28 protein-coding genes are annotated in these 22880 nt (G+C 53.9%); 10 read left to right on the top strand and 18 right to left on the bottom strand.

Going from position 1 to position 22880, the window contains the following annotated elements:
• Nucleotide 1: 1 nt before the first annotated feature.
• A complete protein-coding gene (locus Q7R85_02270) occupies nucleotides 2-880 on the top strand; it encodes a hypothetical protein (protein MDO8584929.1) in 879 nt (292 codons plus the stop codon).
• Between the two features lie 362 nt (nucleotides 881-1242).
• Here Q7R85_02270 and Q7R85_02265 read toward each other — a convergent pair whose 3' ends face one another.
• The 3 genes from Q7R85_02265 to rny form a co-directional block, all read right to left on the bottom strand.
• On the bottom strand, nucleotides 1243-1512 hold the full coding sequence (locus Q7R85_02265) for a hypothetical protein (GenBank protein ID MDO8584928.1): 270 nt from the start codon (nucleotides 1510-1512) through the stop codon (nucleotides 1243-1245).
• 178 nt (nucleotides 1513-1690) lie between these two features.
• Complete coding sequence (locus tag Q7R85_02260; protein MDO8584927.1) at nucleotides 1691-1966, bottom strand: HU family DNA-binding protein; 276 nt, start codon at nucleotides 1964-1966, stop codon at nucleotides 1691-1693.
• Nucleotides 1967-2165: 199 nt separating this feature from the next.
• Nucleotides 2166-3689 (bottom strand): ribonuclease Y, encoded by a 1524-nt coding sequence (rny, locus tag Q7R85_02255; protein MDO8584926.1) that lies wholly within the window; start codon nucleotides 3687-3689, stop codon nucleotides 2166-2168.
• A 499-nt stretch (nucleotides 3690-4188) separates the two neighbouring features.
• Between rny and gpmI the strand changes: the two genes are divergently transcribed.
• From gpmI to Q7R85_02235, 4 genes are all read left to right on the top strand, one after another.
• Entirely contained in the window at nucleotides 4189-5739 is a 1551-nt protein-coding gene (gpmI, locus tag Q7R85_02250) for a 2,3-bisphosphoglycerate-independent phosphoglycerate mutase (protein MDO8584925.1), read from the top strand.
• 10 nt (nucleotides 5740-5749) lie between these two features.
• The gene (locus tag Q7R85_02245) at nucleotides 5750-6127 is read left to right on the top strand and encodes a phage holin family protein (protein ID MDO8584924.1); all 378 of its coding nucleotides are present in this window, start codon (nucleotides 5750-5752) and stop codon (nucleotides 6125-6127) included.
• Nucleotides 6128-6140: 13 nt separating this feature from the next.
• The gene (secG, locus tag Q7R85_02240) at nucleotides 6141-6359 is read left to right on the top strand and encodes a preprotein translocase subunit SecG (GenBank protein ID MDO8584923.1); all 219 of its coding nucleotides are present in this window, start codon (nucleotides 6141-6143) and stop codon (nucleotides 6357-6359) included.
• Nucleotides 6360-6468: 109 nt separating this feature from the next.
• Nucleotides 6469-8133 carry a peptide ABC transporter substrate-binding protein gene (locus Q7R85_02235; protein MDO8584922.1) on the top strand — a complete coding sequence of 555 codons (1665 nt, stop codon included), beginning with the start codon at nucleotides 6469-6471 and terminating at the stop codon, nucleotides 8131-8133.
• A gap of 51 nt (nucleotides 8134-8184) precedes the next feature.
• On the opposite strand, the gene Q7R85_02230 is transcribed toward Q7R85_02235, so the two are convergent.
• From Q7R85_02230 to Q7R85_02170, 13 genes are all read right to left on the bottom strand, one after another.
• Nucleotides 8185-9327 (bottom strand): hypothetical protein, encoded by a 1143-nt coding sequence (locus tag Q7R85_02230; protein ID MDO8584921.1) that lies wholly within the window; start codon nucleotides 9325-9327, stop codon nucleotides 8185-8187.
• A 256-nt stretch (nucleotides 9328-9583) separates the two neighbouring features.
• The gene (gene rpsI, locus Q7R85_02225; GenBank protein ID MDO8584920.1) at nucleotides 9584-10021 is read right to left on the bottom strand and encodes a 30S ribosomal protein S9; all 438 of its coding nucleotides are present in this window, start codon (nucleotides 10019-10021) and stop codon (nucleotides 9584-9586) included.
• Nucleotides 10022-10027: 6 nt separating this feature from the next.
• Nucleotides 10028-10369 (bottom strand): 50S ribosomal protein L13, encoded by a 342-nt coding sequence (gene rplM, locus Q7R85_02220; protein MDO8584919.1) that lies wholly within the window; start codon nucleotides 10367-10369, stop codon nucleotides 10028-10030.
• A gap of 1 nt (nucleotide 10370) precedes the next feature.
• A complete protein-coding gene (gene rplQ / locus Q7R85_02215; protein ID MDO8584918.1) occupies nucleotides 10371-10715 on the bottom strand; it encodes a 50S ribosomal protein L17 in 345 nt (114 codons plus the stop codon).
• Between the two features lie 100 nt (nucleotides 10716-10815).
• Nucleotides 10816-11568 (bottom strand): DNA-directed RNA polymerase subunit alpha, encoded by a 753-nt coding sequence (locus Q7R85_02210; GenBank protein ID MDO8584917.1) that lies wholly within the window; start codon nucleotides 11566-11568, stop codon nucleotides 10816-10818.
• Nucleotides 11569-11590: 22 nt separating this feature from the next.
• Nucleotides 11591-12205 (bottom strand): 30S ribosomal protein S4, encoded by a 615-nt coding sequence (rpsD, locus tag Q7R85_02205; GenBank protein MDO8584916.1) that lies wholly within the window; start codon nucleotides 12203-12205, stop codon nucleotides 11591-11593.
• A 4-nt stretch (nucleotides 12206-12209) separates the two neighbouring features.
• Entirely contained in the window at nucleotides 12210-12647 is a 438-nt protein-coding gene (rpsK, locus tag Q7R85_02200; GenBank protein MDO8584915.1) for a 30S ribosomal protein S11, read from the bottom strand.
• A gap of 53 nt (nucleotides 12648-12700) precedes the next feature.
• Complete coding sequence (gene rpsM, locus Q7R85_02195) at nucleotides 12701-13084, bottom strand: 30S ribosomal protein S13 (protein ID MDO8584914.1); 384 nt, start codon at nucleotides 13082-13084, stop codon at nucleotides 12701-12703.
• A 125-nt stretch (nucleotides 13085-13209) separates the two neighbouring features.
• Complete coding sequence (rpmJ, locus tag Q7R85_02190) at nucleotides 13210-13323, bottom strand: 50S ribosomal protein L36 (GenBank protein ID MDO8584913.1); 114 nt, start codon at nucleotides 13321-13323, stop codon at nucleotides 13210-13212.
• Between the two features lie 100 nt (nucleotides 13324-13423).
• Nucleotides 13424-13666: a translation initiation factor IF-1 gene (gene infA, locus Q7R85_02185; protein ID MDO8584912.1), complete on the bottom strand. Its 243-nt coding sequence runs from the start codon at nucleotides 13664-13666 to the stop codon at nucleotides 13424-13426.
• A 47-nt stretch (nucleotides 13667-13713) separates the two neighbouring features.
• On the bottom strand, nucleotides 13714-15333 hold the full coding sequence (locus tag Q7R85_02180; GenBank protein ID MDO8584911.1) for a hypothetical protein: 1620 nt from the start codon (nucleotides 15331-15333) through the stop codon (nucleotides 13714-13716).
• Nucleotides 15334-15345: 12 nt separating this feature from the next.
• Entirely contained in the window at nucleotides 15346-16554 is a 1209-nt protein-coding gene (locus Q7R85_02175) for a hypothetical protein (protein MDO8584910.1), read from the bottom strand.
• Nucleotides 16555-16579: 25 nt separating this feature from the next.
• Entirely contained in the window at nucleotides 16580-17518 is a 939-nt protein-coding gene (locus Q7R85_02170; protein MDO8584909.1) for a reverse transcriptase/maturase family protein, read from the bottom strand.
• A 33-nt stretch (nucleotides 17519-17551) separates the two neighbouring features.
• Here Q7R85_02170 and Q7R85_02165 point away from each other — a divergent pair, with 33 nt between their 5' ends.
• A complete protein-coding gene (locus Q7R85_02165; protein ID MDO8584908.1) occupies nucleotides 17552-17992 on the top strand; it encodes a four helix bundle protein in 441 nt (146 codons plus the stop codon).
• A gap of 545 nt (nucleotides 17993-18537) precedes the next feature.
• On the opposite strand, the gene Q7R85_02160 is transcribed toward Q7R85_02165, so the two are convergent.
• Nucleotides 18538-19131, bottom strand: coding sequence for a hypothetical protein (locus tag Q7R85_02160; GenBank protein ID MDO8584907.1), 594 nt, complete (start codon nucleotides 19129-19131; stop codon nucleotides 18538-18540).
• A 153-nt stretch (nucleotides 19132-19284) separates the two neighbouring features.
• Between Q7R85_02160 and Q7R85_02155 the strand changes: the two genes are divergently transcribed.
• The 4 genes from Q7R85_02155 to Q7R85_02140 all read left to right on the top strand — a co-directional run bounded on the left by Q7R85_02155 (nucleotide 19285) and on the right by Q7R85_02140 (nucleotide 22657).
• On the top strand, nucleotides 19285-19728 hold the full coding sequence (locus tag Q7R85_02155) for a dUTP diphosphatase (protein MDO8584906.1): 444 nt from the start codon (nucleotides 19285-19287) through the stop codon (nucleotides 19726-19728).
• Nucleotides 19729-19911: 183 nt separating this feature from the next.
• Nucleotides 19912-20847, top strand: a complete 936-nt coding sequence (locus Q7R85_02150) for a succinylglutamate desuccinylase/aspartoacylase family protein (GenBank protein ID MDO8584905.1) — start codon at nucleotides 19912-19914, stop codon at nucleotides 20845-20847.
• 98 nt (nucleotides 20848-20945) lie between these two features.
• Nucleotides 20946-21884: a hypothetical protein gene (locus Q7R85_02145; protein MDO8584904.1), complete on the top strand. Its 939-nt coding sequence runs from the start codon at nucleotides 20946-20948 to the stop codon at nucleotides 21882-21884.
• 92 nt (nucleotides 21885-21976) lie between these two features.
• Nucleotides 21977-22657 (top strand): hypothetical protein, encoded by a 681-nt coding sequence (locus tag Q7R85_02140; GenBank protein MDO8584903.1) that lies wholly within the window; start codon nucleotides 21977-21979, stop codon nucleotides 22655-22657.
• Between the two features lie 46 nt (nucleotides 22658-22703).
• Here the strand turns inward: Q7R85_02140 and Q7R85_02135 are convergent.
• On the bottom strand, nucleotides 22704-22880 hold a 177-nt coding region (locus tag Q7R85_02135), incomplete at its 5' end, for an alanine--tRNA ligase (protein MDO8584902.1).

The following is a 22880-nucleotide window of genomic DNA, read 5'->3' as shown; positions in this document are numbered from 1 at the left end:
CATGACGAGAAAGAGCTACATAACTTATGCGGTTCAAACAGCCGCCGCCTGTATCGGCGTCTTTACGTTTACTATCGCGCAGGCGTCATGGTTCTCCCCCAAAACCATGCCGTCGCTCGCTGACGCGCTCCAAAGCCTTAAAACAAGCGTGAATGCTTTAGCGCAAACAAAAGACGACACCCCACCGGCCGAGAAAGATCAGCAGGAATTCCGCGCAAAAGTCCAAACCCTTCAAAAAATTATCGAGTTAGGATTGGTGGAGGCAAAAGACCTGAAGGCGCGCCTTGCGGATTTACATATCGAGGAATTGGTCGCCGACGACTTCACGTTTGATGCCGTGGAAACATCCGGCACGTTTGTCCAAATGTTGCAGTCATTTGATGCCTACTACAGCGAGGCGGAAAAAAAACTGCTTGAAGCGAAAAATGTAAGCGACGTGAAAGCTATCGCTGTTACCATGCGCGCGTGGAGGGAAAAAACATACAACCCCGGCGTGCGGAAAATCTTGAGTCTGGGACTGCTTCTTCAAAACCGCGTGGCGCTCAAAACCGCAGCGGTAAGGTTTGATAAAATACTTGCGGACCTGCGAAAACTCAAAGGCGCGGAGCTCATCACCATGACCACACTTGAGCCTCTCGTAACTTCGAGCGGTGCGAGCTTAAAGAAAGCAAAAGCCCTGCACGAAGACGCAACCAATATCGTATTGCGGATGCTGCGCGAGCGGCCAGGAATGCCCGCGGAGACCGGTGATGCCGAGCTCATTTCCCCGCACGAACGCATTTCCAACCTTGTTGACCAGTCGTTCGCGGAACTGCGGGGGGCGTATAAGACGTTTATGGAGGTGAATATAGCAGTGAAAAAAATGCTAGGAATTGAGTAGCTTGGGCTCGCTTTCGAAATGAGCGATTGCGTTGTCGCTCCTCCTCGCAGTAGCACTGACGGCTACAGCTTCGTCGTCGCTCCTAGCACTCATCTCATTTGGAAAGCGAGCCCCTGTCATCCTGAGCGTAGCGAAGGATCTCACGTTTTGGTGGTGAGTTACAACGACATAGGTCTTCGCGCAGCGCTGTACTCACTCAACATGCCGGCTCAAAAGGAGGGTTGCCTCTTTACGCTCTTCACCTTTTGGGGTGGTTGGTGATGATAATGTAGCGCGTTGCGCTTCTTTTTTAATTCGATATAAAATGGAAACGCGGTCGCCTGATGTGGCAACCGCGTTCACGCTTCTTCGCGGATTCCTTCCTACTTGGACTCGGTGGTCGTGGCGGGCGCGCCAGCCGCGGGCTTTGCGAGCTGCGCTTCCAGGACAGCGACGCGATCACGGAGCTTGGCATTCTTCTCGGCATTCTTCTCGTGCTCCACAACCATCAGGGCCATCAACGCCACCACGAAACAGTAGACGCCCAGGACCGTGATCCTCACGGAGAAATCACGAGCTTCCGACGTCTTATGATGGCCAACGACCAGCAAAATGATGCCAGCGCTGACGAGACCAATGGCAAGCAACTCCATGACTTGTCTCCCTAAAGGATCCCGCTGAAAACCGACCACTTACACGCTACGGCTAGCATAGCGCGCCTCTACAAAACCGTCAACGTCAGACAATAAAAAAGGCGCTGCCTCACGCAGCGTCTTTTTTATTTTCCTTGCAAGGAAAGTTTGCCCTGTGCCACAAGCATGTGGCGCGGGGCTACTTGACTGCCTCTTTCAACGCTTTGCCAACGCGGAACTTCGGTTTTGTGGAAGCCGCGATCTGGATCTTTTCGCCCGTCTTCGGGTTCACGCCCATGCGCGCCGCGCGCTTTACCACGCGCCATACGCCGAAACCCGGGAACGAAACCTCCTCGCCGCGCGAAAGTGCCTTTACCACGATATCAAGGAAGGCATCAACTGTTTCCATGCCCTTCTTCTTCGTCTCAAGACCCAATGCCTGGCCGAGTGCTTCTGCGAATTCAGCTTTTTTCATATTTTTTTATTGTATATACGACCTTTATATTACTTTTAATGCTTAAAATCAGTATAGCACGCGCGATATAGAGCACAAGACACCTAAGGAATCGAGCTTTTCAAAATGAGATGAGCGCTAGGCGCCCCGAGAAAGGTGTAGCCACAGGGCTACTCCGACGAGGGGCAACAACGCGATCGCTCATTTTGAGAAGCTCGCTCTACCTCGCATATTCCACCGCCCGCATTTCTCTTATCACGTTTACCTTTATCTCGCCGGGATATTTGAGGTCCGTTTGAATCTTTGAAGCGATGTTCTTTGCCAGCTGCAGCGCGCCGAAGTCATCAATCTGCTCCGGAATCACGAACACGCGCACTTCCCTGCCTGCGGAGAGGGCATACGCGGTTTTGACACCAGGAAATCCGGCCGCGGTTTTTTCAAGGTCGCCCAAGCGCTTAATGTAGTTTTCTATCGTATCTCGACGCGCGCCCGGACGCGCGGCAGATAAGGCGTCTGCCGCCGCAACGATAAACGACTCCGGCGTAGAGAACGGATATTCATCATGGTGCGATTCCATCGCTTTAATCACCGCGTCGGCAATGCCGTATTTCTGCAGAATCTTCCGTCCCAATTCCACGTGCGTGCCTTCCACCTCGTGGCTGATGGCTTTGCCGATGTCGTGCACCAACGCGCCCTTTTTGGCGATCTCAATGTTCGCTCCCAACTCCGCCGCGATCATTCCGGAGATATGCGCCATTTCAATGGAATGCACCAGCACATTCTGGCCGTAGCTTGTGCGAAAATGCAAATGTCCCAGCAGTTGAATAATCTCTTTCGGAAAATCAATGATGCCGACTTCAAGCGCCGCCGCTTCGCCGATTTCGATCATGCGCTTATCAAGCTCAGCTTTCGCCTCCTCCACTTTTTCTTCAATCTTCACCGGTTGAATGCGCCCATCTTTAATCAGTTTCTCAAGCGCGAGGCGAGCAATTTCGCGGCGCAACGGGTCAAACGAAGAAATAATGATGTTGTCCGGCGTTTCGTCCATGATAAACTCCACTCCCGTGAGCCGTTCAAGCGTTCTGATGTTCCGTCCTTCTCGGCCGATGATTTTGCCTTTCAACTCTTCGTTCGGAAGGTTGAAGATACTAGTCGTCAAATCCGCCACATGCGAACGCGCATAGCGCTGAATGGCCGAGGTGATAATTTCTAAACTTTTCTTTTCCACTTCCTCGCGCCGTTCTTTCTCCAGTTTCTGAATGGTTTGCGTCAATTCTTTCCCCGCCTCCTCCTGCACCTGCTTCAACAGCATGGACTTTGCCTCGCCAGCAGAAAGCCCCGCGATGCGCTCAAACTCGCCCTTGATGCTTTTCTGCAATTCCGAAACCTGCGTTTTTGCCATTGTAAGGCGCGAAAGCTCATCCGCGAGACGATTCTCTTTCGTGGAAATATCCTGCAGCTGCCGCTCAATGGTTTCGTCTTTCCTCACCAGCCGCTCCTCCAGCTTATCCAGCTGGACTTTGCGATTCCGCTCTTCTTTCTTCACTTCCTCCAGCGCCTGCGCTGCCTTGTCCTTTGCTTCAAATAAAATTTCCCGCGACTGGATTTTCGCTTCTTCAAACTGCGCCTTCGCCTTCGCCTCAATGGACTTCGCCCCTTTACCGGCAAAGACCAGACTCAAGATGTACCCGACGGCTGCCCCGATAATGACGAATATTCCTCCCGAAATGAGGGTTGATGACATATAGTTCGCTGTTCGCTAAATTCTTCGCCACAGTAAGCTCAAACGAATTCTTTAGGAACGTGTTAATGGTATACATACTTATATTTAACATGATATAGAAAAGGTTTTGTTTCGTCAACTAAAAAAGATACGCCCACTCCGATGATGACCACCGGAGCGGGCGTTGACGACGGACGAACTACCTACGACTTCGGAGGCGGAGACTTCGCTTCGAGAGCCCTCACGCGCCTTTCCAGTTCATTGTGATGTTCCGAATGCCTCCACAGAAGAAGGCCGGCAGCGATGCTAAGCATCATTGCTCCCACAAGGCCAATCATATTAACCTCCTCAACTCTTACGCGGCAATTGTCGCCTATCGCACCACGCGATATAACGCCATTACCATACTACGAAACAGTAAAGCACGGCCTTTACAAAAAAGCAACGAAACAAAAAAACATAGAAGCACTCTTTGTTTTATTGCTTTCTTGTTTTATTGCTTTCTTGCTAAAGTGAATGTATGCGACGAACTATCGTACTTGCGGTACTTGACGGTTTTGGCATAGGGGCGGATGACGACACCAACCCCATATATCTCGCCAACCCCGAAACCATCAACTATATCCGAAAAAATTATCTTTCGGGGGCCTTGCAGGCCTCGGGCATTGCCGTTGGCTTACCGTGGGGCGAGGAGGGAAACTCCGAAGTCGGCCACTTGACGCTCGGCGCTGGCAAAGTCATCTATCAGCATTTCCCGCGCATCTCGCTTGCCATCAAAGACAAAAGTTTTTTTGCGAATGATGTGCTTGCCAAAGCGTTCGCGCAAGGGAAAAATGGTGGCCGCGTGCACCTTGCGGGACTCCTCACCGAAGGCAGCGTGCACGCAAGCTTTGACCACCTGGAGGCGTTGATTCAATACGCCAAAAATGCGGGCGTCGCCAAACTCTCCCTTCATCTTTTTACCGACGGCAAAGATGGCGCGCCGCGTTCGGCTGTAACACTCATCAAAAAAATCGGTGCCGTTCTGGAACACGAAGGCGTAGGCGAAATCGCGAGCATCGGCGGACGGTTCTACGCGATGGACCGCGACGAGCATTATGACCGCACCAAAAAGGCGTATGACGCGATGACCGGAAAGGGCACGGCCGCAAAAGATGCCGGCCAATGGATTGAGCAGGGTTATGCTTCGGGGCTGGAAGACGAATTTATCGCGCCGGCAACCATCAATCCCGACGCATGCGTCAAGGAGGGCGATGCCATTATCTTCTTTAACTTCCGCGAAGACAGCATGCGGCAGCTCCCCGAAGCATTCATCGCGCCGTCATTTGATAAATTTCCCGTACTTCCGGCCGTGAAACTCTCTGTCACGACATTCACCGCGTATTCCCCGAAATTCACGGTACCGGTCGCCTTCCCCATGGAACGCGTGGATGCTCCTTTAGGCAAAGTACTTGCCGACAAAGGGCTGGTACAAATCCGCATCGCGGAAACGGAAAAGTACGCCCACGTGACCTATTTCTTCGACGGTCTCGCGAACGCCGTGTACCCAAATGAATACCGCATCCTTGTCCCCTCTCAGAACATCGCGCGGCATGACGAGCATCCGGAGATGATGGCCGGAGAAATCGCCCGGCGCGTCGTGCAAGCCGTGGAAGAAGGCGGCAGTGATTTTATTCTTTGCAACTTCGCGAACCCCGACCTCATCGCGCACACCGGCAACCTTGAGGCAACAAAGGCTGCAATCACCACCGTTGACCAAGAGCTCGCGCGCGTGCTGGATGTGTGCCTCAAGCGCGACGCGGTGCTGATTGTGACCGCCGACCACGGAAACGCCGAGCGACTGCGCAATCCCTTGACCGGCCAAGCCGAAACAAAACACGACGCGAGCCCCGTACCCGTGGCAATTGTTGGCAAAGAATTCGTGAGCGTCAAAACCGACGCTGAATTTGCCGCATCACAGTCCGAAATCGCCGGCCTCCTCTCCGATGTTGCGCCGACCATCCTTTCCATTATGGGCGTTCCGAAACCGGATGAAATGACCGGGGAGAATCTTATTCCTAACCTCCGCTAATGTAGCCGCTATGCTCACCAGCCTCATCGCCTCGCTCATCGGCAACGCCGCCGGACTACTCCTCGCCGCGTACTACATCCCCGGCTTTCGCCTTGACTTTGACTGGACGGCGATCGCGACCATCGCGGTACTTCTCATGCTCGGCAACGCCGTTCTGCGGCCGATATTGAAGTTTATTTTCAGCTTTGTCGTCATTATTACACTGGGACTCTTCACCATCGTCATTAACGCGGCAATCCTCGCCAGTATTGACTTTTTCTCGCTACACCTTATGATTATGTCCATACCTGCGCTTATCTACGGAACCCTTATTATCAGTATTACGAGCTTCATTCTCGGCGGCGCGATACGTATGTTTGCCCGCACTTCGCCGAACGAAGACGCCTAACAGAACAAAAGATATGACAACTATCCTCCCCGTCATCCAAATAGCCGTTTCACTGTTACTCATCGTACTTATTCTCCTCCAGGAACGCTCATCGGCGACATCCGGTATTTTCGGCGGAGGCGGAGGCGGATTTTACCAAACACGCCGCGGCGCTGAAAAAGCGATTTTCATCGCTACCGTTGTCTTGACTATCGTCTTCGCAGGACTTGCGATTGCCAACCTCGTGCTCTAAATACGTCCCTCATCGCTTAAACGCGCAATGAGCGGTGGCAACGATTCCTCTTAGGCGGCCCCCTTATTCGCATTATTTTGAACCAATTCGCATTATTCGCGATTACTCCATGCTCACGCGTATTCGCCAACTCATCCGAACATTTACGCGCATTGAGCAACGCGCGTTTTTCGCTTCCGTCGCTTTATTCGCGCTCGCCGTTATAGCGGGAGGCGCGCGCTATGTCTACGCCCACACCACTCTCGTGCCCGCGGACGGCGATGAGTACGTGGAAGGTATTGTCGGGCAGCCGGTGACGGTGAACCCGGTGCTTTCCCAAGGCAACGACGTGGACCGGGACATCATCACGCTCCTCTTCTCGGGACTCGCTGAACTCTCGGAACAAGTTGTCCCGAGCGAAGGCGGAAAAGTATGGACGGCGACGCTCAAGAAAGACATCCGGTGGAGCGACAGTGAAGCATTGACGAGCGATGACGTACTCTTCACGCTTGAAACAATCCAGGATATCGCGAGCCGCTCACCGCTCTTCCCCACGTGGCAAGGCGTTGTCGCGGAGCGTTTAAGTGAGCGCGAGATCAAATTTACGCTCAAAACGCCGTATGCGTTTTTCGCCGATAACCTCCGCGACCTGCGCGTTATTCCGCGCCACATTTTCGGCAATATTCCGGCCGCCAACCTCCGACTCTCCACATACAATTTGGAACCGGTGGGAAGCGGGCCATATGTTTTTCGGCGCTACGAGAAACAAAAGGATGGGTTCATCACCGACTATATTCTTGAAGCGAATCCGCATTTTGCCGGAAACAAACCGCATCTTGCGACGTTCCATTTCAAATTTTTCATCGGCACCGCCGATGTCCTGCGTTCATTTAATAGGTTCGTGATCAATGGCATCGGGGGGCTCACTGCGAAGGATCTATCCTCCATTACCGTCGGCAACGATGACCACTACCTGGATATCCCCCGCTACTACGCCGTGTTCTTCAACACCGGATTGCATCCGGCGCTCAAAGAGCGCGATGTGCGCGAGGCGCTGACACGCGCGACCGACCGCGCAAATATCGCCGGCACGCTTTTTGAAGGAGACGGGCACGTGACTCCGGTATATGGCCCCATTACTCCATCACTTGAAGGATACGACGCGTCTCGCTACATAAACGAGACCTACACACCGGCAGACGCGCAAAAACTGCTTGATAAAGCAGGATGGGTGCTGGGAAGTGACGGCGTGCGCGAAAAGATGTTCGGGCGTAGCAAAGTGAAACTTGAGCTTGATATGGTTGTTCCGCAAATCCAATTTTTGATTGACGCGGCAAATATCATAAAAGAGAACTGGGCGACCGTCGGCGTGAAGCTCACGCCGCTCATTATGAACCCGCAAGACATCGCGAACGATGTATTAAAAACCCGCAACTACCAACTCCTGCTCTTCGGAGAAATCCTCGGCACTAACCCTGACATTTTCGCGTTCTGGCATTCGTCTGAACGCTTCTCGCCCGGACTAAACCTATCGGTATACGAAAACAAAGCCGTTGATACCCTTTTAGAATCCATCCGCAAAGAAATGAACCCGGACGCGCGCCTCAAAAGCATCGGCAAACTTCAGGATTTACTTTTGAACGACCGGCCAGCTATCTTCCTTTTCAACCCCGGCTATCTCTACGTCACCGACAAACAATTACAAGGGTTTGACGCCGCAACTGTCGCCACGCCCGCGAACCGCTTTGACGGAGTAACTTCCTGGTACTTCCGCACGCGTAGAGTTTGGCGCTAACACGTCTCTGAAATATGGGAAACGGGAGGTCGCCTGAGGCGACCTCCCGTTCTACGTTTTCGGTTCTTCTGTCACATCACCGGATTTTTCATCGCCGGCGTGTTCTCCTGCCTCGCGATTCTTTTTTTCCTTTTCTTCAAGCAGGGCAAGCGATGCCTTCACCTGCTCGCTGTCTGCGATACTCACTTCGTCCATCGCAGGGAGGAAGTCGGGGTCCCCGAGAACCGTATACGCCGTATACCCGGCGACTTCAAACCGATTCGCCACCGGGATGCAGACGAGGTGCTTGATATCCTTCAGATACCCGTACCACGCCCGCTTTCCGCTGAATTCCGTAACGAACTGCTGCCCTTCCGCGACAAAGAGCAACTGCTCCCAGCTATGCGCGGAGAGATACAGCGGCCCCGCATAGTTCATGTGCTTCGCGTACCCCCGAAGAATCAGCGCAAACGTTTCGCCGTCGCCTTCGTCGAACTCCGGATTCCTGCGAACGAAATTCCCGTACTCGTCTTCAGCAAAACCGTCGTCGGAAAGCTGCTTCCGCACGGCTTCCGAAGTCGTACCCTGCCTCTTGGCGATGCGCGCGATACTTTCCGGCGAAACCAGACTCGCTCCCAGAGGAGGCCCGCGACGCAGCCGCTTGATCTCTTCACTGTGAACTCGTTCTTCCCAGTATTGCCGCTCCCATGCATCGTCGCAACCTTTCCAGACACAACGCACCCGCAAAGGGTCCCCGCCTTCCCACCGGACAAGACTAAGCGCCACGCGCTCAATGTCTTCCCGCGTCACCTCGCGCCCGCTGATAATGACGTGCAGCGTGCTACCCTTGCGTTCACTGATGGGAAAGACAACAAAGGGCATCAGCTCCCGTTCGCGGTCATAGTCCTTGCCGCAACGTGCATCGACGATCTCACGAAGCAGCGCGACGTAGGGATCATCTTCAAGTATGATCATTGACCCTGCCCCGCACACCGGATGCCGCGCATGATCCTCGCGCGTCACATGCCGCGCATAGGCCTCGATCGTCACTCGCCAAAGGAACTTCCTCCAGCACACAAAGAACGATGAGGTGCTCGGCCGATGCCCGGCAGGGAATCCGGCCCCGAGCGTCGTGCAACAAAGGAACAGCAGTTCCTTTTCCTTGTTCCCCCCGCCGTTTCCCGTGGCTGGGAGTTGGCGCGTTTCATCCGCCATGATCCACCTCCAAGAAAAACAACGGAAAGTGATTCTACTATAATTCTAGCACACTACTTCCTCCCACGCAGCGGGCGAAACTAGCAAAAACTCCCCTTACGGGGAGTTTTTGTTTTAACGTTTCGCCCGATGTGGTGTCGCTTCGCTCCTTAGAAACCGACGGTTTCTAACGGTCGCTCGAGCGACCTGTTTTCCAACACGGAAGGGGCGGTTTCGCCGCCCCCTCCGACCCACCCCCTCTCCGCATTGTGCGAAACTACCGTTTCGCCCACTGCGGAGATTTTCTCGCTTTCTTAAGGCCTGGTTTTTTGCGCTCAACTTCGCGCGCGTCGCGGGTCAAATATCCCACGCCCCGCAGTTTCTTTTTGTATTCCTCGTTCATCCGCACCAGCGCTTGCGCGATGCCGTGCCGCACCGCGTCGGCTTGCGCGGAAATGCCGCCCCCTTTCACGTGCACCGTCGCCGAAATCGTTTCCTCAAGCCCCAGGAGTTTGAGCGCCGCAATCGCGGTCTGCTGCAACTTCGGCAGCCTAAAGTACACGGCGAGCGGTCGGTCGTTCACTATCACGTCGCCATGCTTCGCGTACAAACGCACGCGGGCATGCGCGGTTTTTCGGCCGCCCAACCCTTCAACATACCGCATCTTTTCCACTTTCGGTTTTTCTTCTGTTTTTTTAGCACGCGGGGTCATCATAGATTTTTATTTTTCTATTTTCAACATTGCCAATCTTTTATCACGCAAGAAGTTCCTCGGAAGCATTCTGCGCACCGCTTCGCGCAATACCTCGCCCGGATGCTTGGCAAATTCCTCGGCAAACAAATGCTCGCGCAAATGACCCATATATCCGGTGTGGCGGTAATAAATTTTCTTCTTTTCTTTTCCTCCGGTCACCACGATGCCTCCAGCGTTTTTCACCACCACGCGATCTTCACCCCGCAAGCGAGGCTCATACTTCACGTTTTTCTTGCCCTGCAATGTCACCGCAATTTGCGTCGCAAGCCGGCCGAGTCGTTGATTTTTTGCGTCAATAATGTAATCCATATTATACAAATGATATCGTCGCTGTTTTTGCCGCATCGCGTCGGCGCATATTCCCCAGCTTCAGAATTCGGAGGTACCCGCCTTTACGCTCTTTATACTTCGGAGCGATTTCATAATACAACTTTGACGCGGCGTCCTTCGGCAGCCGCGAGAGCAAAAGCCGCAAATCCTGCAGTCTTCCCCGCCGCGCGATGGTTACCAGCTTCTCCATAATCGGGCGGATTGTCTTCGCCCTTGCGTCGGTCGTCTCAATAGTTCCGCCCATAATAAGGTTGTGCGCCAAAATACGCACGAAGTTACGGCGCGGTCCGACGGTTCTATGGAGTTTTCTTTTGATGCTAAACATAGGAGTGTTCGCTAATAATGCGAATGGGGGGCGAATAATGCAAATGGGTTTTTGAGCTATTCGCATTATTTGCCGAGGATTCGCGTTATTCGTGATTACTTCATTTTTTTGTCTTCTTTGTTTTTTTCTTCGGCTCGGCTTTTTCTCCCTCAATCACCTTCACATCCAGCACAATAAGTTTCGCGAAGTGTTCCTGCAAAATGTTCGCGGATGCGACAAGCGCCGCCGACGGCGTAATGCTCCCATCGGTTTCAATCACTAAGCGCAGCCGGTTGTAGTCGGTGCGGTCCGCGACGCGCATGTTTTCCACGGAATAGCTCACGCGCGTGACGGGCGTGAAAATCGCGTCCAGCGCGACAACGCCAATCGCGAGCTTCTCCAGTTTCCGCGCTTCCACCGGAACGTAGCCCAAGCCGCGCTCCACGGTAAATTCCATTTCCAGCTCGCCGCTCTTTGCTGAAATTGTCGCGATGTGCGCGTCCGGCGTGATCACTTCCACGTTCGCGTTTATTTCAATATCCCCCGCGGTCACCACGTTCTCCCCCTTCACCTTGAGCGTTAATGTTTGCGTCTCGTCAGTATATAAACGAAAACGAATTTTCTTCAAGTTCATGGCGATCTCCACCACATCCTCCATCACGTGCGGGATAGTCGTAAACTCATGGCCGACACCTTTGATTTTCACTTGCGTAATCGCGGCGCCCGGAAGCGAAGAAAGCAAAACTCTGCGCAGCGAGTTCCCCACGGTAATGCCGTAGCCGGTGTAGAGACCCTCAATTTCGAACACACCTTCTTTTGTGTCCTCGGAAATCCTCTTAATTTGTACGTTCTCTCCAAGATTGGAAAACTGCATAGTGTGCGGTTTTTTGATTAATTTATTTTGAATAATAGTCAACGACCAAGTTGGTATCAAACAACGTTTCCAAATCTTTTGGCATCGCCGTCATCTTTCCGGTAAGCGTTGATTTGTCAAGTGAAAGCCACACCGGCGCCTCGTACTTTTTCATTGTTTCCGCGAGCTCTTTAAATCCCGAGTGATCTTTTGATGCGGGGCGGATGGTAATAACATTCCCGATTGAAACAAGCGCCGAGGGAACATCGACTCTGCGGCCGTTCACAAAAATATGGCCGTGACCGACAAGCTGACGCGCAACCGAACGCGACGGAGCAAAACCCAGACGGTACACGATATTATCCAAACGGCGCTCCAAGCGAGCAAGCATCGCTTCGCCGGTTGCTTCAGCGGATTTTACCGCCGCCGTAAATACTTTTTGCATTGCCGCTTCGCGGATGCCGTACATCGCCTTGATCTTTTGTTTTTCGCGTAACTGCAATCCGAATTCGGAGGCGCCTCTGCGGCGCTTTCCGCCGTGCGGACCCGGAGGCTGCGGCTTACGGATGGTCGCGCACTTCGGCGAAGCACACCGATGCGGCTTCAGCATAAGCTTCATTCCCAACGCGCGCTCTCTTTTTTCGCTGGTGTTAAACATAGTCTTATATTCTGCGCACTTTTCGCTGACGCGGTCCGTTATGTGGAATCGGCGTCACATCTTTAATGGAAAGCACGTCAAACCCCTGGTTCGCGAGCGAACGCACCGCGGAATCTCTCCCGCCGCCGACGCCGTTTAACAGCACCTCAATATGCACGGGGCCCGATTTACGAAGCTTCTCCGCAAGCGCGGCGACCACCTTTGACGCGGCAAACGGAGTTGCTTTTTTCGGACCCGTAAACCCGAGCGACCCCGCCGAACCCCATGCCAATACGTTCCCTTTCTCGTCGGTCATGGAAATGACGGTGTTGTTGTACGATGCGTTGACATACGCTCTGCCGCGCTCATATTTTTTGGACGTCTCTTTCACGGCCGCCTTCGGCGCCGCCGCGTCCCCGGACGCCTGATCCCCGCTTTTTTGCGCAACTTTTTTCTTTCCCATGAGAGTAATCGCGAATAATGCGAATTTGGTTTAAATAATGCGAATATCTTAGTTTACTTCAGCTCAACTTTCCGTTTACCGCTGCCGGCAGTCTTTCTGACGTTGCCACGCACGGTGCGTGAATTGGTTTTTGTCCGCTGGCCGCGTACCGGAAGATGTCGCGCGTGACGATTGCCGCGATACGCAAGCATTTCTTTGAGCAACGTAATGTTTTGCTTCACCATCGCGCGCAATTCACCCTCCACCTTCACGCTCTTTTCAATATAGTCCTTGATGTGCGCAACTTCCTGCGGCGTTAGATCTTTTGCTCTCGTATCCGGATTGATATTCGTCGCTTTGATGATTTTTTCCGCTAATGCTCGGCCAACGCCGTGGATATACGGCAGGGCGTAAAGAACTTTTTTATTATCCGGAATGTTGATGCCGACGATTCTCATATGTAGTGTTCGCGAATATCGCGAATTGGGTGATGAATAATGCGAATGGCTAGTTTGGATCGGGGTTGTTTAGCTCTATTCGCGATATTTTTATTTGTTATTCGCGTCATTCGTGAGTACTATATCTACCCCTGACGCTGTTTATGCTTCGGAGTGCTGCAGGTAACATAAATTCTGCCCTTACGGCGCACAAGCTTACAATTGCTGCAAATTTTTTTCACTGATGCGCGAACCTTCATAGTGTTAGCTTTTTAGCTTCGTTAGATTGTTAGCTTCGTTAGTCGTGAGATTAAGTAAAATACCGAGATTCACTAATGAAGCTAATGCCCTAATGAAGCTTTACAACCTCCTCACGATTCTCCCCCTTGCATCATCATACGGGGTCATTTCCATGAGCACGCGGTCACCCGGAAGAATTTTTATATAGTGGAGTCGCAGTCTTCCCGCGAGATGCGCCAACACTTCTCTTCCGCCTTCAATTTTGACGCGAAACGTCGTCGCCGGAAGCGACTCCTCCACGATACCCTCGATTCTCACTACGTTTTTTGACGGATTACCGGCTGCGGGAGGAAAATCACTCATGTAAGTATCTAGCGTAGCATGACGACCTCCAAGCCGTCAATAGCCACTTATTCCACCGAGATTTTGACCTTCGCGCCGTCGCCCGGCACCGTGCGCACCCAAAACGGCCACAGCGTGATGCGCGCGCTAAGAAGTCCGGAAATATTCAGCACCATCGCCCTCAGATCACGCTCTGATTTCAACAGCACGTTGCCACGGAGCTCGTCGACGTTTACTTTGCGCGCGACCGTAGCCGAATAATCAAGAGGCACGGTCATGCGACCGGCTCCCACGTCAAAACGCGCCGTTCCGTATTTTAATGCCTCACGCTTCACCTCATGCTCCCCCACGATTTCCTTCGCGATGCGTCCATGAAGCGCCGTAAGCGCGTCGGCCTCCCGGATACCCATCGCGCTCACCTCCGCTTCCGCGGTAATACTGAATTGACCCGCCGCGTTCACCGCCGTATCCACGGTTTGCTTCACCACGCGGAACTTCGTACTGCCGTCCAGCACCTTGAACGCCTGCGGAACTTTGGCAAGCACCGCGGCTTTCAGACCGTCGGCGAGTGTCGTTGCGATTCCGTCTTTTGCTGTTTTTATATCACCGTCGGTCGGATACGCGGCCTCACCGACAAACCCTCCGCGCATCGCCTCTTTTGTTTCTCCGCGGAATGCCTCGTACTTCGGCGTCCCTTTTAGCCCCGGAATAGTAAGCGCGACTCCGCCGGCAACGTTATACTCCTCCCCCGCCTTATCCGCGATTACCCCGGCAACAATACTTGAGGAAACTATTTTTCCGTCCGCAATCTTCGCGCCCGGAACCGTGACGTTATTCGTTAGCCGAAATATTTTCCCATCCGGCGTAACAAAGCGGGTTGTCGCGACAAGCTTTTGCGCGTCAGAACTGTACGCGTTGGAGATGGTGATGCTTCCGCTTGCTTTCGTGGTCACCTGGCGATGCCCGGTCGCGGGGAATGTCAGCGTGACATTACGCTTTTCCGTAAACAACTGCCCCGGAATTTTTCCGGCTTCGGCATCAGGCGCGGCTATGCCCTTGTCGGCCACCATTGCGTCGCTATACGCCCATTCCGTTTTCTGCGTCACGATGTGAATTTCCGCGCGCGGAAGCACCCGCAACCCGAGAAATGCGGCGACACTTGAACACCCGACGAGCATAAGCGCCGCGAGCCACATCTTACCGTGCCGCTTTTGATGCTCCTCATCCATCGGACCGAACTGCCGATTGAGCTCCTGCACCACCTCTTCAGTCGATCCAACGAGTGTTGCCTGCGCGCGTTCCGGGGATGGCGCCTCGTCTTCCGCTTCGGCTATTTGCGGCGATGCCTCCGGAACAATGTTGCGAAGTTTCACGCGACGCGGCTTTGGTAACGTCACAATATCAGCGACCGGACGCCCGACACGGCTAAAAAACGGATTTTCCGCCTCAATAGAGGCGGCTTTCGCGAGCGCCACAACCGCGTCATCAACGGATTCTATGCGCAATGTTTTCTTTAACGCTTCGCTCTCGCGTCTCAGTAAATGAAAATTGTTTTCGGACTGCGCGAGACGTGAAAAGCGCGGAACGTGCAGCACAACGAGGCTTCCCTCGGCATCAATCACCTTCTCCGCGACGACGGCCGCGTCATCGTTTTTGTTTACGTAAATTTTTTTCGTTTCTTGTGGCACGGGATGTAAAAATTACTGTTCCCTTTCGTTCGCGTTTGCGGCTGGCGTTCCTGATTGCAGCCAGCGCACACGCCGACGCGCGATGGCGTTCAATGTTTGAAATTTCGGCGCGATATACGCATCAAAAAAACTCATCACGGCGCCGAGCGATACGTACGCGGGCTCCGATACTTTCCATTGTATCGCAAAGCCGAAATTTTTACTAATATCTTCAGCTGAAACAAACAACACCTTCGCCAGCCGCCGTGACATATTTTTAATCGGAATGCTCAGCAGCACACTCGTCACATCGTAAAACGGCACGACGAGGCATTTGCGCGCCGGCAATTTGCCCGCGACCGTCTGCAACCCGTTTACCAGAAGCTGTAGCTCCGCCGCGACAATATCCCCCACTTTCCGCGTGAAGAGCGGCGAAGTTTTCGCCCCGTCGCGCGCCGCGCCGATGACATATCGCGCGATGTCATGCGTCACCGCGAGCTGTACCGCGACTCCGGAAATCAATTGCTGTTCGCCCCATTCAAACGCGTCAACATAACGAATGCCATCATCGGCCACAACAACCACCGCATGTTCCGGAAAAAGTCCGGCGACTAAAAATGGCGCGTCATCAGCGGTCGTGGACTGCAGAACGCGCGCCCATGAAACCCCGGACTCGCTCATCAACGCGATCCCCAGCGGAAACGCGGCAGTGAGCAACGCATGTTGCGCGCGCGGCATCATCGTGACGCTCAAACGCACTTCAACATTTTTCGCGGCATAGCCCAGGGGATTCAGCATCACCCGCCCATCAAGCGCCACGCGCCAGACGCGCGCATCCGCAAGCACAAGCTCATCCGTTGATACGCCGAGACGTTTTGCCGCCACGGAGCGCTCACCATCAAACAGCTTCCAGATTGACTGCGCGACAATATGTTCCACCGCGGCTTCATCCAGCACTCCCCCGCCTTCATTCGGCACAACGATGTTTCCCTGCACCGTCGCGGCAAGCGCCGCGTCACAGCTCACCACGACATTCATCCGCGAAAGTTTCCCTAAACGTTTTGCGAATGCTACGAGTGATTCTCCGGATTTTGCCGCTGTCGGCGCCCCAACCCGCAGCAACCGCCCCTCGGTATCAACGCGTATCGTCGTTGCCCGGATACCATGCCGAAACAGCTCCAGCACTAAAAAGCGCTCTTTTTTACGCATCAATCCTATGATTTTTTCTAAAAATCTGAACATAAGCGTAATTTCATTATATACCCGATTATCCTTTCCCTCTAGAATTTATGAATTGGGCAGGGTGGCGTGCATTTCCATGCGACAACAACCCTCTGTACGATTGGAGTGTTCCTTCCGTTGGATGTTCCTGAATCCTCCGGAACATCCGATGCTTTGTTGCCGTTCGAAGGACGCGATGGTCGGTAAAATGCACCCAGCCCAATATGTCCGCGCCGCTCGCAAGCGATTTCAGTGTAATTTTCTTGGGGTGCAACTCCAAATGTAGCCGCTCCGCGAGGAAGTTGCGTAATTGAGAAATAAGTCCGAGGAGCCAATCGCGATCAGCAGAGCAGAAGATGAAATCGTCCGAGTAGCGGAGATAGTATTTGGCTTTCAGTCGGTGTTTCACAAACTGATCCAGCGTATTGAGATAGATATTAGCAAACAGTTGCGAGGTGAGGTTCCCCAGCGGCAACCCGACATGGGGCGTTCCGCTGGAAAAGCTCTCAATGACTTGGCGCAGTAGCCAACGCACGTCTTCATCGGCGATATATTCATGAAGTGTCGCGATAAGCATGCGCTGATCAATGCTCGCAAAGCATTTCCTGATGTCGCAATGGAGCACCCATAATGTACGTGTATGATTGCTGCTGGCGTGATAGGCAAAGGCACGGAAACGCTCTATGGCGTGGTGCGTCCCCTTCCCGATTCGACAAGAAAAAGAATCGGGAATGAACGTCCGGTCAAAAAACGGGTAGAGGATGCGGTAAATGGCGTGGTGGAGTACACGATCACGAACCGTAGCTTTGTGAATCACTCGCGGCTTCGGATCCGCGATGCGAAACATTTGATAACTGCCGTGATTATATCTATACGCGGCAAGGTCGTTGTGCAACGCGAAGATATTATCCATCAAATGTAGCCCGAACTCCTGCACATCGCGCTTTTTTCGCTTGCCCTCGGCAAACTCTTTCCACGCCGACAATAAATTATCAACCGAAATAATTTCATCAAACCTATGAGTGAATTGAATTTTGGGAATAACCTTTTGAACCCCACCCCCGCTGGAAATTTGAGTATTCTGCAACATTTGATTGCGAGTTATAAACTGTGGCACGAGATTAAATCTCACATTCAGAAATCCTCACGGTATACGCTAGGCGAAAAGGTAGATGCGTTGTTTGTTGAAACGCTGGAGTTGATATTTGTCGCGCAATACATTTCCAAAGCGCAGAAACTGCCTGCATTACAGAAAGCAAACACCAAGTTTGATGCGCTAAAATTCTTTCTCATGATACTTTGGGAAGTTGGTGATCTCGGGCAGAAACAGTATGCCGCGCTGTCTGAAAAATTTGACGCGATAGGAAAGATGCTCGGCGGATGGCTGCGCAAAACTGAAGCTGATGCCGCGCGCGACGCAAGTAGTCGCGCGCAGGCAACAGCAAACACGAAGAAGTAGTTGCTGACAAGGCGACGGCTGTTGGAGTTCACGTCGTTGCTGAACCAGTTGTAGTTGCAGTAGAAGCCGTTCGCATTGCGATAGACGTACCAGGCGTAGCAGTTGCCGCTCTGGCGGTGCCGCCCAAAATGTGCCGCTCATCATCCGCGCCACTTGCCCATTGTCCACCGGCTGGCGGACTCCGGCTGTATCGTATTTGGCATCTCATTCAGTAGAATGACCTACTGGGTTACAATGCCCTAATGCGCGGCACCAAGTAGTTTATTCGTGTTGTTAGAAATCTCTTCGCGACGCTCGGAAAAACCCTATTCGCCCATCGGCGAATGTAGCCGTCCCGACTCTGCGCAAAAAGATTCTAGAATTCGGCCACGCGAAGCCATCACTGACGTTTGCCAAGGAGAACCGCGCGTTGTCGCCTACTATCCGCTTTCAGTATACAAAATAGAACAACCCCGTGCGAATGAACGCACGGGGTTGGGATTCGAAGTGACCGAGGGTCGCAAGGGTCAAAGGGTCCTAAGGGGACCCAGCGACCCAAGGCCCAACTACTTACTGACAAGGCGACGGCTGCTGGAGTCCACGACGTCGCTGAACCAGCCGCAGAGGCAGCAGAAGCCGCTCGCATCGCGATCGACGTACCAGGCGTAGCAGCGGCCGCCCTGGCGGTGCCGCCAGACCGTCTTCCCGCACGGCGCGTAGGTGTCGACGGGGAAGACCTCTTTCGAGATCTTTCCGGCGTTGCCCGCATCCCGAATCCGGAACGCAGCGCGCTGGCCGAACTCCCGGCTGCGGCGCACGGCCTCCTCGTACTTGATGACCGTCTCGTCGCCCTCGAGCATCGGGAGCTGCCGGACGTTTGCGATGTCCAGCTCGTCCGGGCCGTCGGCGATGAGGTCCCAGCCACCCTCGTCCACGAACGGGGGCTGGATCAAGGGGCCGAAGGTGGTCGGGGTGAGGGGAATCATCACGATGCCCTCGCCACCCCGAAGCGTCGCCGCAGCCACGCCGTAGTCGGGCGCATCCACCGCGACGTCCCAGAGCCCGCTTTCCACGAGCTTCACGAGGCGCTCGTTGGTCACCGCATTCGGCTGGCCCTCGCGAACCATCCGATTGAACGTAGCCAATGTCGGGGAACCCATCACAGACCTCCTGTCCAAAATGCATCGCCCGCACTACCTGCTACACCGCAGGATTTGGGCGTGCTAACCAATAGGTTCTGCAAAGAGTATAGCAGACCTTTCCACATTTGTCAATAGTGCTGAAATTCGCCCCTTGTCTTATGATAGAAATGCATGCCAAAGAAACTCCAAGTGCATATCAAGCGTTTCGACCGCGCACTCCCGATCCCCCAGTACCACACGAAGGGTGCCGTGTGTTTTGATTGCCATGCACGGGAAGCCGTAACCGTGCCGCCACAGCAAACAGCGCTTGTGCCGTTAAATATTGCCGTTGCGCCGCCCAAAGGGCATTTTGTACTGCTTGTCGCGCGCAGTTCATTTTATAAACGCGGACTCATCACGCCGAACGGCCTAGGTATCGGCGATGAAGATTTTTCCGGCGATGGCGATGAATATCACTTTCCTGTATTTAACTTTACCAACGCGCCCGTAACAATTTTGCGCGGCGACCGCATCGCGCAAATGCTCATCATGCCCTACAAGCGCGCGGCACTGCATGAAGTGAAATCTATGCGCCGCAAAACAAGAGGAGGGTTTGGAACGACAGGGCAAACATAGAAACAAGAAAGCACGTAAGCAACGAAGCAATGGAACAAAGAACTAATGGCTGTTCTTGCTTCGTTGCTTTATTGCTTCTTTGCTTTATTGCTTCTTTGCTTTGATGCTTTTTTGCTTTTTTCTATTCTGGGAGTATAGTAAGCGTAGTCTGATTTCTCAAAATCCAACTGTGGAGGACTTTCCATGAAAGGCCCCATGACCGCGGAGGCGTTCTATGCGCGCATGCTCCGCGTGCTTAAGGGCCGCGCGGACATCACGCTTGCATGGCACACGCTCTCGTACGGAAAGCACGGGAGAAAGCGCTATCGCTTCCTGCGTATCGCCTCGCGCGACATTGAGCGAAAGGATAGGATTCTGCTCCTCACAACCGGCATGCACGGCGACGAGGCAACAGGGCCGCTCTTCATGCTCCGAAGCGCGAACCGGATCCTTAACGCCGCGCACAAGGCGGGCGTCAAGGTCATCATCTACCCGCTCATGAATCCCTCGGGGTTTGAGCTGGGGACGCACTACAACCTCTATGGCGACGCGAAACTGCAGCGGGGCAACAACGACTTCCTCGTATACCGCAATCGCAACGGCGAGATTGTCTATGACCTCGGCACGCGCGATACGTCGGAACTCTGGTTCTTGAGTACCGACCGGCGGCTCCGTCTCCGGCTGCCCCCGGAGACGCGCCTCATGCATCATCTGCTCGGGAACGACTTCTGGAATCACCACGGGCAAATTGTTGGCGCGCTTGACCTCCATGAAAGCCAGGACGATGACGACTTCGCGAGAAAAGCACCCACGGGAGCGTTTCACTACGCATTCGTGAAAGGCGTCTTCCGAAACATCGTCCGGCGCGTCGCAAAAGCCGTTCCTGTGCTCCGCCATCGCTGGATCAGCGACGGGTTTGAACGAAACAGCGATGGGTTCGCGCTCATCCGCGTCATGAAGACCGATGGCGACGGATGCATTCACCACTACGACGGATCGCTTACCGAACACCTCTGGCGTCTGAATGTCCCCTACGCCGCGTGCGTGGACACCACAAACGGATTCCTGCGCCGGAGGATCATGCAACTGTACGCGATCTGGATTCAGGGCATGATAGAACTCATCCGATCGCACGACTAACCCCCGCAGTCGCCGCTGGCGACTGCGGGGGTTCACAATTTCGGTCATTTGTGCCACTATGGCAGTAGTTACATCGGCCACTGTTAAGGAGTGCTGCGATGGGTCCCATGACCGCGTGGGAATACCACGATACTCTCGTCGCATCGCTCCATGGGCGACGAGATCTTAGTATCCAAGAGTTTACGGGTGCGATCCGATACAACGGAAACGACTATCCGTTCACTCGGGTTGCCTCGCGAAACATCACGCCCAAAGACCGGGTGATGCTCATTCGTGCGACGTTCCACGGTGACGAAACGGCGGGAGCGCAGACGATGCTGCATCATCTGCCCGAAATTGCCGAAGTGGTGCATAGCCGCGGTCTGAAGCTCATCGTCTATCCGCTTGCGAATCCTTCGGGATTTGAGCGCGGAGAGCCGGGTGGCGAGAACGGTACGCGAGGCTATGACGACTGGGTGCGTTACTTGATGAATGACGGCCGGGTTGTGGACGAGCTCCTCTCGGGCGAAACCTATACGCGTCGGTTCATTTCGTCTGATCCCGAGCTTTCAAAGCACGGGGTTAACGACACACTTGTGCAGGAAACCGCGCTCATGCATAAGCTGATACGCAACGACCTTGCTCTCGGCGCGCGCATTGTCGCGGCACTTGATCTGCATCAGCACTGCCACGTGGAAAACGGGGAAGATCCGGAAAAACTCGGCCGTCCGGCTGCGTACTTCTACGCATTCGGCGAACGCGGTTGGCGCAAACGCTACGATACAATCGTGAATCGCATCGAGCGCCATGTCCCCGTGCTCCGACACACGCAAATCCTTTCCGGCGAAAGCATCCCGATGCGAACTGACGACCAGGGATGCATCGCGGATTGCCGGGACGGGTCATTCACCGACTACCTCGCATGGCGCGGCACGGAAAGCATCACGACGGAAACCACCGGCACAACGCCGCCGGAAGCGGCCGAAGAGGTCAACATGGAATGGGTGCGCGGCCTTGCCAAGCTCCATAGCAGGGCAAGGAACCACACGAAGACGTAAGGGCGGTCGCCTAGGCGACCGCCCTTTCCCTTTTCCTGTTTTCGCACTATGCTACTTTGTAGCAAACAGATTCGTCTTTCGGGGTGTCCGCAATGCAGGAAAGCAAGATCGTGTATTGCGGAATGACTCTCCGCTACTACACGCACGGGAAGAATCCCAAGTGGCTCATACATTCCGGAACACACGGAAATGAGTGGGGCGTTATCGCGCCGGTGACTGAGTATCTCCGCGCGCACGCGCAAGATATGCCCAACTTCATCTTCGTTCCGGAGATGAGCCCGTCGGCCGTCCGACTCCGCAGGCGGCGAAACGCCTCCGGCAATGACGTCAACCGGATGTTCGCCGACGAATCGCCGGACACAGAAGTCCGCGCGAACCTGATGCTCATGTACACAGGCACGTTTGACCTCCTCCTCACATTTCACGAAGACCATGAGCGGAGCAACAAGTGGTACCTTTACGACACCGACGATGCCTCCGAAAGCAAAGAGATTCAGAATCTCTTTGCCGATGCGGCGAAGATCGGCGTTAACCCCCATTCCGGTTCTGACTGGAAAGGCGTGGGAAGCGTCGTCATCCGGAATGGATACTTCTCTGAACAATGGCGGGGGGGTGGGTTCACGCGTAAACGCCTCGCTGGACAGGCAACCGTCTACGCGGTAAGGAAGGGCATCGCAAAGCGCGGCATCACGCTGGAAATTCCGCAACGCGCTCCGCGAGAGGTAAAGGAAAAGCTCGTCGCGATCATCTTCCAACACTTCGCGAACGCATAACCCCCGCAGTCGCCAACGGCGACTGCGGGGTTCTCATTTCTCAGCACTACTCAACCGTCGCGCGAATGCGCCGCACGCCGGCGGCGACGGCTTCTTCTTTCAAAATCTTGAATTTGCCAATAACGAGCGTGTGATCCACGTGAGGACCGCCGCAAAACTCTTTACTGAACGCATCAGCGAGTGAGTGTCCTGCATAGTACACTTTCACCTTTTCCGGATATTT

Source organism: bacterium (assembly GCA_030649055.1).
Taxonomy (GTDB): Bacteria; Patescibacteriota; Minisyncoccia; order UBA6257; family JAUSGH01; genus JAUSGH01.
Note: the sequence above shows the minus strand (reverse complement) of the source record. Positions and strands in the feature narration are given on the sequence as shown.

Bases quoted from the DNA above. Each gene is read 5' to 3' on its own strand.
- rpsI (MDO8584920.1), bottom strand. From the start codon at position 10,021: ATGATGACCCCGCGTGCTAAAAAAACAGAAGAAAAACCGAAAGTGGAA.
- rpmJ (MDO8584913.1), bottom strand. From the start codon at position 13,323: ATGAAGGTTCGCGCATCAGTGAAAAAAATTTGCAGCAATTGTAAGCTT.
- Q7R85_02230 (MDO8584921.1), bottom strand. From the start codon at position 9,327: ATGGCGGATGAAACGCGCCAACTCCCAGCCACGGGAAACGGCGGGGGG.
- Q7R85_02150 (MDO8584905.1), top strand. From the start codon at position 19,912: ATGAAAGGCCCCATGACCGCGGAGGCGTTCTATGCGCGCATGCTCCGC.
- gpmI (MDO8584925.1), top strand. From the start codon at position 4,189: ATGCGACGAACTATCGTACTTGCGGTACTTGACGGTTTTGGCATAGGG.
- infA (MDO8584912.1), bottom strand. From the start codon at position 13,666: ATGAGTGATTTTCCTCCCGCAGCCGGTAATCCGTCAAAAAACGTAGTG.
- Q7R85_02270 (MDO8584929.1), top strand. From the start codon at position 2: ATGACGAGAAAGAGCTACATAACTTATGCGGTTCAAACAGCCGCCGCC.
- Q7R85_02140 (MDO8584903.1), top strand. From the start codon at position 21,977: ATGCAGGAAAGCAAGATCGTGTATTGCGGAATGACTCTCCGCTACTAC.
- secG (MDO8584923.1), top strand. From the start codon at position 6,141: ATGACAACTATCCTCCCCGTCATCCAAATAGCCGTTTCACTGTTACTC.
- Q7R85_02235 (MDO8584922.1), top strand. From the start codon at position 6,469: ATGCTCACGCGTATTCGCCAACTCATCCGAACATTTACGCGCATTGAG.
- Q7R85_02155 (MDO8584906.1), top strand. From the start codon at position 19,285: ATGCCAAAGAAACTCCAAGTGCATATCAAGCGTTTCGACCGCGCACTC.
- Q7R85_02165 (MDO8584908.1), top strand. From the start codon at position 17,552: ATGAGTGAATTGAATTTTGGGAATAACCTTTTGAACCCCACCCCCGCT.
- rpsD (MDO8584916.1), bottom strand. From the start codon at position 12,205: ATGTTTAACACCAGCGAAAAAAGAGAGCGCGCGTTGGGAATGAAGCTT.
- Q7R85_02265 (MDO8584928.1), bottom strand. From the start codon at position 1,512: ATGGAGTTGCTTGCCATTGGTCTCGTCAGCGCTGGCATCATTTTGCTG.
- rpsK (MDO8584915.1), bottom strand. From the start codon at position 12,647: ATGGGAAAGAAAAAAGTTGCGCAAAAAAGCGGGGATCAGGCGTCCGGG.
- Q7R85_02175 (MDO8584910.1), bottom strand. From the start codon at position 16,554: ATGTTCAGATTTTTAGAAAAAATCATAGGATTGATGCGTAAAAAAGAG.
- rplM (MDO8584919.1), bottom strand. From the start codon at position 10,369: ATGGATTACATTATTGACGCAAAAAATCAACGACTCGGCCGGCTTGCG.
- rplQ (MDO8584918.1), bottom strand. From the start codon at position 10,715: ATGTTTAGCATCAAAAGAAAACTCCATAGAACCGTCGGACCGCGCCGT.
- Q7R85_02210 (MDO8584917.1), bottom strand. From the start codon at position 11,568: ATGCAGTTTTCCAATCTTGGAGAGAACGTACAAATTAAGAGGATTTCC.
- Q7R85_02160 (MDO8584907.1), bottom strand. From the start codon at position 19,131: ATGGGTTCCCCGACATTGGCTACGTTCAATCGGATGGTTCGCGAGGGC.
- rpsM (MDO8584914.1), bottom strand. From the start codon at position 13,084: ATGAGAATCGTCGGCATCAACATTCCGGATAATAAAAAAGTTCTTTAC.
- Q7R85_02145 (MDO8584904.1), top strand. From the start codon at position 20,946: ATGGGTCCCATGACCGCGTGGGAATACCACGATACTCTCGTCGCATCG.
- rny (MDO8584926.1), bottom strand. From the start codon at position 3,689: ATGTCATCAACCCTCATTTCGGGAGGAATATTCGTCATTATCGGGGCA.
- Q7R85_02260 (MDO8584927.1), bottom strand. From the start codon at position 1,966: ATGAAAAAAGCTGAATTCGCAGAAGCACTCGGCCAGGCATTGGGTCTT.
- Q7R85_02245 (MDO8584924.1), top strand. From the start codon at position 5,750: ATGCTCACCAGCCTCATCGCCTCGCTCATCGGCAACGCCGCCGGACTA.